The organism is Streptococcus sp. 27098_8_103, assembly GCF_041432345.1.
In the GTDB taxonomy this organism is placed as follows: Bacteria; Bacillota; Bacilli; order Lactobacillales; family Streptococcaceae; genus Streptococcus; species Streptococcus mitis_BV.
In genome coordinates this window covers 1-13,727 of sequence record NZ_JAPVZK010000038.1, presented here as the reverse complement: position 1 = coordinate 13,727, position 13,727 = coordinate 1, and the positions used below count along the sequence as shown (strand labels likewise).

Annotated in this window: 9 protein-coding genes and 1 riboswitch; of the genes, 3 read left to right on the top strand and 6 right to left on the bottom strand. The window is 38.7% G+C overall.

Features of this window, described 5'->3' with window-relative positions; all coding sequences use genetic code 11:
* Positions 1–36 precede the first annotated feature (36 nt).
* Positions 37–546: a QueT transporter family protein gene (locus O3599_RS09150; protein ID WP_033685126.1), complete on the bottom strand. Its 510-nt coding sequence runs from the start codon at positions 544–546 to the stop codon at positions 37–39.
* A riboswitch (PreQ1 riboswitch) is annotated at positions 544–640 on the bottom strand. (Overlaps the previous gene by 3 nt.)
* A gap of 28 nt (positions 641–668) precedes the next feature.
* On the opposite strand from O3599_RS09150, the gene O3599_RS09145 reads away from it, so the two are divergent.
* Entirely contained in the window at positions 669–1,100 is a 432-nt protein-coding gene (locus O3599_RS09145; RefSeq protein WP_078238429.1) for a GtrA family protein, read from the top strand.
* 85 nt (positions 1,101–1,185) lie between these two features.
* On the top strand, positions 1,186–1,566 hold the full coding sequence (gene mscL / locus O3599_RS09140) for a large conductance mechanosensitive channel protein MscL (protein ID WP_000910205.1): 381 nt from the start codon (positions 1,186–1,188) through the stop codon (positions 1,564–1,566).
* 41 nt (positions 1,567–1,607) lie between these two features.
* Here the strand turns inward: mscL and hemH are convergent, their stop codons facing one another.
* Positions 1,608–2,702 carry a ferrochelatase gene (gene hemH / locus O3599_RS09135; protein ID WP_247939831.1) on the bottom strand — a complete coding sequence of 365 codons (1,095 nt, stop codon included), beginning with the start codon at positions 2,700–2,702 and terminating at the stop codon, positions 1,608–1,610.
* Between the two features lie 153 nt (positions 2,703–2,855).
* Here hemH and pepT point away from each other — a divergent pair, with 153 nt between their 5' ends.
* Positions 2,856–4,079, top strand: coding sequence for a peptidase T (gene pepT / locus O3599_RS09130; protein ID WP_371512660.1), 1,224 nt, complete (start codon positions 2,856–2,858; stop codon positions 4,077–4,079).
* 35 nt (positions 4,080–4,114) lie between these two features.
* On the opposite strand, the gene O3599_RS09125 is transcribed toward pepT, so the two are convergent.
* The 4 genes from O3599_RS09125 to O3599_RS09110 all read right to left on the bottom strand — a co-directional run bounded on the left by O3599_RS09125 (position 4,115) and on the right by O3599_RS09110 (position 13,636).
* Positions 4,115–7,645 (bottom strand): pneumococcal-type histidine triad protein, encoded by a 3,531-nt coding sequence (locus tag O3599_RS09125; RefSeq protein WP_371512658.1) that lies wholly within the window; start codon positions 7,643–7,645, stop codon positions 4,115–4,117.
* A 216-nt stretch (positions 7,646–7,861) separates the two neighbouring features.
* Positions 7,862–10,978 carry a pneumococcal-type histidine triad protein gene (locus O3599_RS09120; protein ID WP_371512656.1) on the bottom strand — a complete coding sequence of 1,039 codons (3,117 nt, stop codon included), beginning with the start codon at positions 10,976–10,978 and terminating at the stop codon, positions 7,862–7,864.
* 7 nt (positions 10,979–10,985) lie between these two features.
* A complete protein-coding gene (gene adcAII, locus O3599_RS09115) occupies positions 10,986–11,903 on the bottom strand; it encodes a zinc-binding lipoprotein AdcAII (RefSeq protein WP_000730403.1) in 918 nt (305 codons plus the stop codon).
* A gap of 341 nt (positions 11,904–12,244) precedes the next feature.
* Entirely contained in the window at positions 12,245–13,636 is a 1,392-nt protein-coding gene (locus tag O3599_RS09110) for an APC family permease (protein WP_247939836.1), read from the bottom strand.
* Positions 13,637–13,727: the final 91 nt, after the last annotated feature.

The following is a 13,727-nucleotide window of genomic DNA, read 5'->3' as shown; positions in this document are numbered from 1 at the left end:
AAAAAGCCAGGTAATAGCTACCTAGCTTTTCTGGTTCTATTTAGTTAAATCGATTCGACGACCAATTTTACCAATGATAATCGCACCAATAATTAATGAGGCAAATTCACCGATTCCTGTTGTGAACCAAGTAAGGAAAAATGGTAATTGCGCTACGATATTCAACTCGGCAGCGATAGTAATCATAGAAATTGAAAAGAGGATTGAAAAGAAGAAATGATCTTTTCGAATTAATCCATTAAAGAGGTAATCTTTGCTGTATTTTGCAAAAAGCCAAACACCTAGACTGAGGAATACTAGGGTTGATCCACCACCAACAAAGACATCTAGCAGTCCGAAGCTAAAGAAATTAGCAATCATACAACCAATGGTAACTCCAATGATGTACTTAGGATTGTAAAAAGCCATAAAGTTCATCATTTCTGAAATACGAAACTGATAAGCACCATAGCTGATGGCATTTAGGGGCGGTGTAACAGTCAAAACGACATAGATAGCAGCGACGATTGCGATATCTGCAACATCACGAATAGTTAATTTTTTCATCTTTTCTCCTTTAGCGGTTACCCGCGTGTAATATGCTTGGTGAAAGAAGCTAAGCACCAAGGGTTGCTTTATTCAACCTTACTAGTATAGCACAATAGCCTGCTTTATGCTATACTAAAAGCATGAAAAAACGCATTCAAAGTCTCTTCGTGAATGAGCTCTTAGCCTATCTTTTTTTTGGTATAGCAACTACTCTTGTTTCTATACTATCACGATTAGTCATTTATCAACTAGCTCACAGAGAACTCCTTGCTACTGCCTTAGCAAATATTATCGGTATCCTATTTGCATTTATTACAAATGATAGGCTTGTCTTTAAGCAAGATAGAGAGAATTGGTCAATCCGTTTAGTAAAATTTACTATAGCACGTCTTTCTACTTTTCTTTTAGACTTGTTTTTAACTTTTCTCTTTGTAACTCAGTTTCCTAATATTATCGGGCAATTTGTAAATAATAATATTAATAGAGTGAATCGTATTGAAACAATTATTGCACAATTCTTAATAATTATCCTCAATTACATTTTTAGTAAGGTATTTATTTTTAAAAAATAAGAAAAATTTTAAACATATAGCTTGCAAGAATTTCTTAATTAATATATAATTAAGTGTAAGAGTTTTTTGAAAGGAAATTATGAAAATGTTAAAAGATCTTAAAGCATTCTTGCTTCGTGGTAATGTTGTTGACCTTGCTGTCGGTGTGATCATTGCCACTGCTTTTGGTGCAATCGTTACATCACTTGTTAACGATATCATCACTCCACTTATTTTGAATCCAGCCTTGGAAGCTGCGAAAGTACAAAACATCGCTGAGCTTGCTTGGAATGGTGTTACATATGGTAAATTCTTGAGTGCTGTTATCAACTTCCTAGTTATCGGTACTGTTCTCTTCTTCGTTATCAAAGGAATTGAAAAAGCTCAAAGCCTTACTAAGAAAGAAGAAGCTGCTGAGGAAGCTCCAGCTGGTCCAACTGAGTTGGAAGTACTTCAAGAGATCAAAGCTCTTCTTGAGAAAAAATAATCAATTAAAAGGATCTAGCACAAAGCTAAATCCTTTTTTCTTTACTCTTTTGGTAACTTACCTGCTTTTTCAAGCATTTTCTTAATAAGATAAGGCATCTTAACATTTTCACGACCTTTTTTCTCAATCAGTTTTTTCACAAATTCCGGCATTTGTAAATCTTGAGATTCAGCCAAAATATTTTTCGTCTCATCTGACGGAACTAACTCATCAAAGGTTTCTTCTTCTGGGAGAAATTCCTTAAACTCTTTGTTCTCATTAGCTCTGACGGTATTGACCAAGGCATCAATCAAGCGAGAATCTGTATTTGGCATTGGTGGACGATGGTAGTTTACTCCAAATTCCTGACATAAATCATAACATTCCACATCATTGTCAAACAAGACTTCAATGTGCTCACTGATAAAACTAATAGGTACAAAAATATAATGGTCTGGATGTTCTTTCTGTTCTCTGAGATACTCTAAAACATCTGGTTTAATCCATGGAATACCAATATCACTCTCACTCTGCCAAGTGTTGGTATATTGTTCTGAACTCAAACCTAGTTTTTCAGCGACTAGCTTGCTATTTTCAAAAATTTGATCGATATAAGGATCACCAAAATCCAAGGCAAAAATGGGGACACTGTGGGCTGAAAAGATGACTTTAAAGCTATCCTGTTTTACTTCTTCTTTTAAAATCTTAGCAATTTCATCTGCCCAATAGTTTAAGAGCGCTTCTTCTTGATACCAGTCCTTGATAACTAAAAATTTAATTTGTTTGCTTTCTAAAAATTTTTCATAGCCCATGACAGAGTAGAAAGAATAATGAGGTTCTAAAATCAAGCAAATGCACTGCTCGATTCCGTCTGCTTCCATCTGACCAATCACATCTGGAATAAAGGGTCTAGAAAACTTATTAGCAAAATAAACACTGTATTCATTCCCCAGCCTAGCTTCTACCAAGGCAACCTCTTCACGGGTAATTTTTTGCAGAGGCGTCCCTCCAATTAGTACATAATTATCATAGAGAGTTTGAATCTCGTGGTCTTGAGGTCTCACTCCACGACGAATATTTGTGAAAAAATCAGCCACACCTTCAAAGGTAATCTCTTCTGGCGAACCGAAAGTCATCATTAAAATTGCTTTTTTCATAACTACTTCCTTGTGATATTTTTATCAAGTTTATTTTATCATTAATTTGTTGATAAGTAAACGCCAACATAGCGAATTTCCCTAACTTCAGTCTTTTGTTTTTCTCTCTTTTCTATGATACAATGGAAAAAATGAATTCAAAAGGAGTTTTTTATGACTTACCCCAATCTCTTGGACCGCTTCTTAACCTACGTTAAGGTCAACACGCGCTCTAATGAACACTCTACTACTACTCCAAGTACACAGAGTCAGGTTGACTTCGCAACCAATGTTCTTATCCCTGAAATGAAACGTGTTGGACTGCAAAACGTCTACTACCTTCCAAATGGTTTTGCGATTGGTACCTTGCCAGCCAACGATCCGTCTTTAACACGTAAAATTGGCTTTATCTCCCACATGGATACTGCTGACTTTAATGCCGAAGGAGTCAATCCACAGGTAATTGAAAACTACGATGGTGGTGTGATTGAACTTGGAGATTCTGGTTTCAAACTCGATCCAGCTGACTTTAAGAGTCTTGAGAAATATCCAGGTCAAACACTCATCACAACAGATGGAACAACCTTGCTAGGAGCTGATGACAAGTCAGGCATTGCTGAAATTATGACAGCTATTGAATATCTTACTGCTCACCCTGAAATCAAGCACTGTGAGATTCGTGTTGGCTTTGGTCCAGATGAAGAAATTGGTGTTGGTGCTAATAAATTTGATGCAAAAGATTTTGATGTTGATTTTGCCTACACAGTTGATGGTGGCCCACTAGGTGAACTTCAGTACGAGACCTTTTCAGCAGCTGGTGCTGAATTGCATTTCCAAGGACGCAATGTCCACCCTGGTACTGCCAAAGGTCAGATGGTTAATGCTCTTCAGCTAGCAATTGATTTTCATAATCAACTTCCAGAGAATGACCGACCTGAGTTAACTGATGGCTACCAAGGTTTCTATCATCTTATGGATGTTGCTGGAAACGTTGAGGAGGCGCGTGCAAGCTACATAATTCGTGATTTTGAAAAAGATGCCTTTGAAGCGCGTAAAGCAGCTATGCAGTCTATCACTGATAAGATGAATCAAGAACTTGGTAGCGACCGTGTCACTCTAAACTTGACAGACCAGTACTACAATATGAAAGAAGTCATTGAAAAAGATATGACTCCAATTACCATTGCTAAATCTGTTATGGAAGATTTAGGTATCACTCCTATTATCGAACCAATTCGTGGAGGGACAGACGGCTCTAAGATTTCCTTTATGGGAATCCCAACTCCTAATATCTTTGCGGGAGGAGAAAATATGCATGGACGTTTTGAATACGTCAGCCTTCAGACTATGGAACGTGCAGTTGATACCATCATTGGTATCGTAGCTTATAAAGACTAAAAAGACGAGGTAGCTTAGCTACTTCGCCTTTCTTTTTATTCTGCTGGTTTTTCTTGATTTCCAGTACTTGTTGTAGATTCTGTTGTTTCCTTTTCTGAAGCTGGTTCAGCAGGTTTAGAATCTGTTGTGTTGCTTGGTTTGTTTTCGTCACTTGCAGTTTCACTATTAGATTCCGCAGCTGCTGATGTTTCAGTTTCGGAACTTGTGTTCTCACCATTTGCTTCAGCATTTGTCGCTGGAGTTGCTTCTTCACTCGAGCTTGATTTTGACTTAATTTCTTGATTCAAGACCAGAATAGCTTTTGTCAATTCAAGTAAAGCAGCCTTATCCTTACTCTTAGCAGAAAGTTGGTCTAGTAATGCATCCACCTTATCAAAGTCTGCATCAGACCCCTTATTGTTTTCTAAATATGCGTGAAGCGACATGAGAATATCGTAGAGTTTTTGATAGAGTACAAGTGTCTGAGGATCTTGCTCAGCATTTTCCTTCTCTTGTTGGAGGGCGCTAGCGATACGAGTCAAGACATCTTTTACCTGACTGTTTACTTCATCCAAGTCTGCATCAGCCTTGTTTGTGGCAGCTTTGAGATTTTCTACTTCTTCTGCCAAGGATTGTCTGATTCCTTCTTCTTGGATTTGTTCCAAGAGTTGATTTGCCTTGCTCAAAAGACTTTCTACTTCTTCCTTGCTAACATGATTGACATGTTCTTCAGGCATAAAGTCTCCGTACAATTCTTTCAAGAAGCCATAAATAGCTGTCTTGGCACTTTGATTATCTACTTTTTCAGTATCTAGAACTGTTTGACTTGATTTCGCAGTAGTTGGCTGAGCTTTCAAAGCTTCTTCCACTTCTTGTTTTGCCTGATAGATGCTTGGGAATAGTCTGTTCAATTCTGCTGCCTTAAGGAAAGATTGAGATTGATACAAGGTCCAAGTCAACTGAGCTACTTTGTTCCGAAGTTCATCATTTAAACGACCGTCATTTACGTGTTCGTAGAAATACTTGATGTATTCTACAGTTGTAACACCTGTTCGATCATTAAAGTCTTGAAGAGCTTGAAGTTGTGATTCAACCGCTACTAAAGCAGCTTCATCTTTAGCCAACTTAGCCTCTTGGAGTCGAACGAGAAGGTCTTTCTTTGGAAGTCCATAAGAGTCTGTATCCAGTGTATTGATTTTATCAATCAAGGCCTGATATTTCTTATCTAAAGCACTTGTTTCAGTAGGTTTGACACTTTCATCAATATGGATATATTGCTTATCAAAGAGATCAAGGGTTGCAAGATAACCTGCTGTAGAGTTAGTTGCAAGTTTCTTCATGTTTTCAGTAAACTGACCTAAGGCTAACTCAATCTGTCTTTGTTCGATAGGCTTGTCTTTGTAGATACTTCTGCTATCAGCTAGAAGTTGATCCACTTTTTCCAAGACTGCCTTCTCATCAAAAGCTCCAGGTTGATAATTGGATTGTAGAGCTGGAATCTTGTTTTTCAAAGCCACTTCATACCCCTTAGTTTGAACCTTGATGTAGTGATTATGGTCGCCATGAGGAATCACAAAACTACCATTTTCTACCTGTAAGCTATACGGAGACACGCCATCTCTCAAAGCAGTCGTGTAGAGTTCGTTTAGGAAATCAAGTTCTGGATTGCCAGTTCGGAGTGGCAAACGAACATGTTCCTTACGAACAGCATATGGGTGGATATGAGTTGGATCGTAGGCTTGGTCTGGATTTCCAAAAACAAAGAATCCGTTTGAAATTCTAATCGCTTCAAGTGGCACGCCGTATGTCTTCGAAATATAAGCAATCTTTTCTTCATCGCTAGCATCTCTTGAGAAAGACTCTACCGTTTTAGCAAGAGGTTTTACAGGCTCTGCATCATGATGTGTTTTCAAATGATCCTGAGCTGCCTTGACTTGATCAGCTGTCAAATCCTTCTTGAAGAAGTAATGATTATGGTCTCCGTGACTCATGACAAAACCTTGCTCATCCTCACTGATGACACGATTAGCATCAAAGCCGTGATCATGGTCATCATCATGATGGTGTCCATGATGATCTTCATCGTGATCGTCATCATGAGCTGGATTTGGTGTTGCTGTATTTGCCCCTTTCAAGTGGTCTTGTGCGGCCTTGATTTGATTAGCAGTCAAATCCTTCTTGAAGAAGTAATGATTATGGTCGCCGTGACTCATGATAAATCCTGAGTCATCTTCAGCAATAATACTATTGGCATCAAAGCCGTGCCCATCTTCTTCATGTTCCTCATGTGAAACACCTGGATTGATTGGAAGAGATGGTGAAGGTGTTACTAGACCATTATTTGGAAGAGTTGGTTGTCCAATTGGGTTCGATTTGGGAATGTAATGGAAATGATCACCATGTCTGACGATATAAGCTGTAGCTGTTTCTTCAACAATATCTTTGGGATTAAAGATATAACCATCAGATGTTGAAGAGATTGCCTTATTTGTAGTCAATGTAGATGGATTACTTGGAAGACTTCCTAGACTAGATGCTACTTTATTAGTTTTTTCATTTTTAGAAACTGTAGAACCAGTTCCACCGATAGGAACCATTCTAGCAATCTTTTCTTCTAAAGGAGAGAGCTTGCTGTAAGGAATAAAGTGATAATGGTCGCCATGCGGTATCGCAACTCCATTTGGTGTACGACTGATAATCTTAGCAGGGTCAAAGACCAGACCATCTGATTCACTGTAACGTTGGTCGCTAGGTGAATCATAGAGTTCTTTCAATAGACTTTGGAGATTTTCAACTTTGCTTTCTGGCTTGCTAGTTGATTCTTTCTCTATAGCTTGAGTATTATTGTCACTAGCTGTTGAAGAATAGCTTAACTGACTCGGTTGCGTATTTTTGCCCGCTAGATGAGCTTTAGCTGCTGCTAATTCACTAGCAGACAAATCACTTTTTGGAATGTAGTGATAGTGACCACCGTGAGGAACGATATAGGCATCACCAGTATCTTCGATAATATCGGCCGGATTAAAGACATAACCATCATCTGTTGTATAGCGTCCCTGAGATCTTGCTACAGCAACATCTGAGCTGATCTTCTCATTATCTTTGACATGTTCTTGTTTTTGACGGTTGATTTCATCCTTAGTTCGAACATTATCAGCGTGAGCTGCATCTTTCAGGTAGACATAATATTTTCCATCTACCTTGATGATATACCCCCCCTTGACTTCATTGACAATATCTCCATCCTTAAGTTGGTAGTTTGGATCCTTCATCAAAAGTTCTTCGCTAAAAAGGGCATCATAAGGAACTTTCCCATTATAGTAATGATAGTGATCACCGTGTGACGTTACATAGCCTTGATCTGTAATTTTGATGACAATTTGTTCAGCCTGAATTCCTTCTTTCTGGCTAACCTGATCTGGTGTCAAGTTTTCACTTTTCTGACTTGACTGGCTACCATCCACATAAGAGACACGATTATTGTCCTTATTTTCCTGCGAGCGATGCTGGTTCAGTGCATAAGCACAAAGACTCAAGGATACGATAAGAGCTGATCCAGCTGCTATATATTTTTTATTGAATTTCATAAATCCCTCATTTCAATAAATGTTGAAGCTTTTTCTTAACTTCTTTTCTCGGTTAAACAGTTTTTTCTAAACTGGTTATTTAACCAATTAATTAACCAGTAAATAGTTTACCTTTTTTAATCTTATCTGTCAAGATTTTTATGTCATTCTAAGAAATAAAAGCCAGTATTGCTACTGACTCTTACTTCATATTGATTTATAGGATAAAATCTGTTCTTATGGTTTCGTTATAACTGACTCGCTACCTTTTAACAAAGCAAGTAATTTTTCTGCTTCTGCCATGATACCATTATTATCCATGGTTTGGAGGTTCAAATTATTCCGTAAACCAGCTAGGCTCTCTGTCACATTGTCTTTCAAACTAACATCCGTTACACTATTAAGTAAAGCTTCTACTTCTTTGAGCTTAGCTTCTACTTTTTCTGTCTCTACTTGAGAGACTTCTGGCTCAGCAGGTGTTTCCTCTACTGGCTCTTCTTCATCAGTGCTCGATTTATAAAGATTATCTACTGAAGGGTTTAGACCTGTGTGATTTTCTTTTTCATTAGATTTAGGATGGGTTGACTCATCTGCTTCATGATGATTTTCCTTATCTTCATCAGATTTACCGTCTTGGTCTGCCTTATTTTTACGAACATGGTTGCTAGCATTACCCCAACCGTTATCTGAGTGAGGACGTTCGTTAGGATGTTCAACGTAGTATTTCACCGTCGCAAAGAGATCCTCTAAACTATAGCCTTTAGGTGCCTCATAAAGTCCTTCGTCAAACCACCCAAATTTAATGTTATGGTAATGGTCGTAATGAGGAATAATTAAGCTACCATTTTTAACTTCAACAGTATGTTGGAGATTGTAAGGAATATGATCAAGGGGAACCTTCTTAGCTGCTTTCACTTTATTATAGATTGCTTCTACTCCTTTAACCTCAGTATTTCCTGAACCCTGATTATCTGTTGAAGGAGGCGTCAAACCTTTCTCTTTAGCATAAGCCTGAGCTGCCGCTCTTTCAGCTTCAGACAAGCTCTCTTTCTTAATCCAATGACTATGGCCCATATGAGGCGTTACATAGGCATCTCCTTCATCACTGATAATATCATGTTCGTCAAAAATGTAACCATCTGACGTTGTATACTTATCAGCTAATTGAGCAATACGGACTTCGTTTTCGGTATATTCAATTTGAGAATTTGGTTTGCCAAGTCGTTCTGGATGGGTAATTGGTGCTAGGAATGCCAATAAATCATCTACCAATTTTCCTTTATTAGAAGATTCATCATTCAAGCGTTCTGCTAATTTGTCTAAAGCTTGGAAATCAGAAGTACGACCCTTATTTTCAGACAAGGCTTTATGAGCCTCGGCCAATAAATTATATGCTTTATCATAAAATTCTTGGTCCCTAGGTGGTACATTTTCTTTCTTCGCAACTAGAGCGTGTGTTTCTTGAGTTTTCTTAGACAAAAGATTTTCAATAGCATCAATCTTATCCTTAGCTAGGTCTTTAGCTAGAACATAACGACTAACGCCCTTATCCTCGATAATATAACCGTCGCCAATTTTTCTAACAACCTGGTTGACATCAAGTTCAGTCTGTTTATTTTCCACTGGTGCAAGAGGTTTGGTAGTAGGGGCTGGCTTCAGAGGAGTGACGCTTGGCAAGACAACACTGCCATTTTGTCCCTTGACAGCTATCATACGAGCCAATTTTTCTTCCAAAGGGGACATTTGTGAATAAGGGATAAAGTGATAATGATCTCCGTGAGGAACTGCCACACCATTGGCAGTACGTTTAGTAATCTGTGCTGGGTCAAAGACTAAGCCATCCGATTCCACATGGCGTTCTGATAAAGGTTTGGCATACAATTCACTTAAAAGTGTTGGGATATCTTCCCCTTGACTTTGATGATATGTTGGGGTGACAGTCAGGTTTGGTGTCTCTGTCAAACTTGGCTGGGCTGGATTTGGATTGTCACTACTTGGTTTACTTGAACTTGTAGCAGAATGTGAGCCTTGTTTCCCATTCCAATAGGCTTGGGCAGCAGCCAATTCTCCTGCCGACAAATCACTCTTAGGTATATAGTGGAAATGATTTCCATGCGGTACAACAAAAGCATCTCCTGTATCTTCAATCACATCTGTCGGACTAAAGACATACCCATCATCCGTTGTATAAGCGCCTCCAGTTCCTCGATTTGATGCTTGCGTATTGAGATTAAAGTTTGGTCTAATCGTTGAACTTGATGTTAAACTTGGTTTCTCAGGACTGCTTGGTTTCGTATTGTCAGAATGACTTTGAACTGGCTGACCTCCAATTGGCAGATTTCGAGCCAATTTTTCTTCCAAGGCAGACATTTGTGAATAAGGGATAAAGTGATAATGATCTCCGTGAGGAACTGCCACACCATTGGCAGTACGTTTAGTAATCTGTGCTGGGTCAAATACTAAGCCATCAGATTCCACATGACGTTGGCTAAGTGGCAAAGCGTACAATTCTTGAAGGAGATTAGCTAAATCCTCATTTTGACTCTCAGGGGTTGTTGCAGAATCTTGAGGAGCCTCAGATTGACTCGTTCTCACACTAGATCTTGTTTCTCCCCTGCTTGAACGGTATTCAACGGTACTTAATTGGCCACCTTTTCCAGATAGGAAGGCTTGGGCAGCAGCTAATTCACTGGCAGACAAATCACTCTTAGGAATATAGTGGAAGTGATTGCCATGAGGAACGATATAGGCATCACCCGTATCCTCAATGATATCAGAGGCATTAAAGATATAACCATCATCCGTTGTATAGCGTCCTTGAGCTCTGGCTGCAACTACTGCCTGATCATTAGAAGCACCCCCGTGATTACTACTATGTTCCTGCTTCTGACGTTTAATCTCTTCTTTTGTACGAATATTGTCCGCATGGGCGGCATCCTTGAGGTAAACATAGTATTTCCCGTCTACCTTAATCACATAACCACCCTTGATTTCATTGACAATGTCTGAATCCTTCAACTGATAATTCGGATCTTTCATCAGCAGTTCTTCACTGATGATAGCGTCAAAAGGAACCTTGCCATTATAGTAATGATAATGATCTCCATGAGAGGTCACATAACCTTGATCCGTAATCTTGATAACAATTTGTTCGGCGTTGATTCCCTCTCTCTTACTGACTTCATCTGGTGTCAAGTTCTCTGCTTTTTGACCAGCCTGATCACCATCTATATAAGCTACTCGATTAGAATCTTTCTTAACTTGACCAGCTTGGTAACGACCAAGTTCATAGGAACAAACACTTAGGGCAAGAACTGCCACTGAACCCGCTACATATTTTTTATTGATTTTCATTCTTTCCTCATTTCAATTCTTCTGCTAAAACACTCATATTTTCTTCAAGATTTTCGAGATAAGTCTTGTCATTTTGTGGGTCTGCCTCTAAAGGATTCAGAGTTTTAAGCCCCACACCTGTTGATTTGACAAGAGTTTCAGCTACTTTTGAAGAAGCATTACTTTCTGTAAAAATCGTCTTAACCTTATAGGTCTTAACAAATTCCTGAATTTCTGTTAGTTGTCTTGGACTTGGTTCCTGTTCAGGAGAGATACCAGCGATTCCAAGTTGATTGAGTCCAAATCGCTTCGCTAGATAAGAAAAGGCTGTATGTTGTGTTACAAAGGTTTTCTGACTCGCTTTTTCAAATCTAGGCTGGAATTTCTTAGTCAATTCTTGAGCTTTTTTGATAAAGGCTTGCGCATTTTTCTGATAAGTCTCTTTATGCTCACTATCAACCTCTGAAAGTTTATCAGCAATAATTTGGGCTTCTTCTCCAGCTTTTTCAGGATCTAGCCAAGTATGAGGATCATAGAGCGTTTTTTCATCAACTCCATCCCCTGCTTCCACATCTTCTAGCCCTGGGACGCGGTCTAAAGTCATTCCCTCTGAAGCCTCTAAAACCTTCACTTTAGATTTTTTTAGATTGGGATCCAGACTTCCTGCCCAAGATTCAAGCGTATGCGAATGGTAAACAAAGACATCTGCATCATAGATGGCCGCGATGTCATTTGCCGAAGGTTCAAAGGAGTGAATTCCACTACTTGACTGAATCATTCGAACATCATTCAAATCACCAGATACTTCCTTGACCATAGCATAGATAGGATAAAAACTAGTTACAATTTTCATCCCTTTACCTGACTGGCTTTCCTTTTGACCACAAGCACCTAAACACAAAAGAAAGATACTTAACAATACTAAAAATAAACTTTTTTTCTTCATAGATAACCCCTTAACTATTTAATTAACTGGTAAACAGTTTACTCCTAAAAATTTAATCTGTCAAGCTATTTTTAGAAAAAATTTGAAATTTCTTTCACATATAAAAATCTGCTGAGTTTCAATAACTCAACAGATTCTCACTTTATATACTCAATGAAAATCAAAGAGCAAATTAGGAAGCTAGCCGCAGGCTGCTCAAAACACTGTTTTGAGGTTGTAGATAAGACTGACGAAGTCAGCTCAAAACACTGTTTTGAGGTTGCAGATAGAACTGACGAAGTCAGTAACCATATCTACGGCAAGGCGAAGCTGACGTGGTTTGAAGAGATTTTCGAAGAGTATTATTCTTCTATGGTAGAATGCTTATAACCATAAGTAAAGTAAATAAGACTTCCTATCAACAAAGCAATGAGGAAAGCAATCCAGGTTTCCATATTATACTGCAACATAAAGGATAGACAAATGATAATTGATAAAATTGGTAATAAGGGTACCAATGGTGTTTTAAATTCTCCAGCTTTTGGCATCCCTTTTTCTTTCCGTAAACGAATCAGGCCGTAAGCTAGCATGATCAAGTAGGCTAAGGTACAAATATTTAGGAAGGCTGCGATACTAGCAAGAGGGAAGATTCCTGCTGCTACTGCTGAAGCTAGACCTGTCAAGATAGTAGCATTTTTTGGTACCTTGCTTGTTTTGGTCAGTTCTTTAAAGGCAGCAGGCATCAAGCCGTCACGCGCTAAACTGTAAATCATACGAGATAGGGCATAGGTCATCGAGATACAAACCGTAATCAAGGTCAAGATAGCCACCAATGACACATAATTAGCTGCCCAACTAATCCCAACGCTGCGAAGGGCAAAGGCAACGGCATCGTCGACATTTAGATGACTATAGTGAACCACACCAGTCAAGACAAGAGTCACCAAGGCATAAAGAATGGTTACGATAGAAAGCGATAAGACAATCCCTCTAGGAATATTTTTTTGAGGAGTCTTGACTTCATCTACAGCCATAGAGATGGATTCAAAGCCCAAAAAACCAAAGAACATCAAGGACGCACCAGCCATAATACCCGTACTAGCACCATAGATTTGTCCAAAACCATAGGGAGCAAAATTACTCCAATTATCAAGCTTGATATGCCAAATTCCTACTAAAACAAAGAGAGCTAAAGCAGAAAATTTCAAAATAACTAGAATCGAATTAAAGCGTAAGGCAGCCTTGGCATTAAGTAAAACAAGCGAGGTAACCAATACCAAGACAAGAATAGGCAATAAATCAATAAATGTTCCTGCTTGAGGATTAAAGGTACCATTTAAAGCCTGAGGAAGGGCTATCCCGTATTGAGAAAGCAAGCCTTTAAAATAAGCTGCCCAACCCGAAGCCACACCTGATATGGCTGTCATGAACTCCATCATGGTTAACCAACCAGCCAACCAGGCTGGGAATTCTCCTAAGATGGCATATAGATAACTGTAGGCACCACCTGTAGCAGGTACTCGTGAAGCAAATTCTGCAAAAAAGAGAGCTGATAATCCCACACACAAGGCAGAAATGACAATTGAAATCACTAGGGCTGGACCCGCTAGAGTTGCGGCTGCAGTACCTGTTATTGTAAAGACACCTGTCCCTACCATGGCTCCGATACCTAACAAAATCAAATCCCATAACTTTAAATGCCTGTGCATCTCCGTTTTATCCAAACTAACATTCTTTGTTCTAAATATATTCATCTTTGACTCCAAAATAAAATGATGATTCTATTTTACCATAAATATAGGAGATTTGTGAATATTTATAAAACATTTTTCTGAAAAAATCTGA

Coding starts and splice junctions, on each gene's coding strand:
- hemH (WP_247939831.1), bottom strand. CDS start 2,702: ATGAAAAAAGCAATTTTAATGATGACTTTCGGTTCGCCAGAAGAGATT.
- O3599_RS09150 (WP_033685126.1), bottom strand. CDS start 546: ATGAAAAAATTAACTATTCGTGATGTTGCAGATATCGCAATCGTCGCT.
- O3599_RS09120 (WP_371512656.1), bottom strand. CDS start 10,978: ATGAAAATCAATAAAAAATATGTAGCGGGTTCAGTGGCAGTTCTTGCC.
- mscL (WP_000910205.1), top strand. CDS start 1,186: ATGTTAAAAGATCTTAAAGCATTCTTGCTTCGTGGTAATGTTGTTGAC.
- adcAII (WP_000730403.1), bottom strand. CDS start 11,903: ATGAAGAAAAAAAGTTTATTTTTAGTATTGTTAAGTATCTTTCTTTTG.
- O3599_RS09145 (WP_078238429.1), top strand. CDS start 669: ATGAAAAAACGCATTCAAAGTCTCTTCGTGAATGAGCTCTTAGCCTAT.
- O3599_RS09110 (WP_247939836.1), bottom strand. CDS start 13,636: ATGAATATATTTAGAACAAAGAATGTTAGTTTGGATAAAACGGAGATG.
- pepT (WP_371512660.1), top strand. CDS start 2,856: ATGACTTACCCCAATCTCTTGGACCGCTTCTTAACCTACGTTAAGGTC.
- O3599_RS09125 (WP_371512658.1), bottom strand. CDS start 7,645: ATGAAATTCAATAAAAAATATATAGCAGCTGGATCAGCTCTTATCGTA.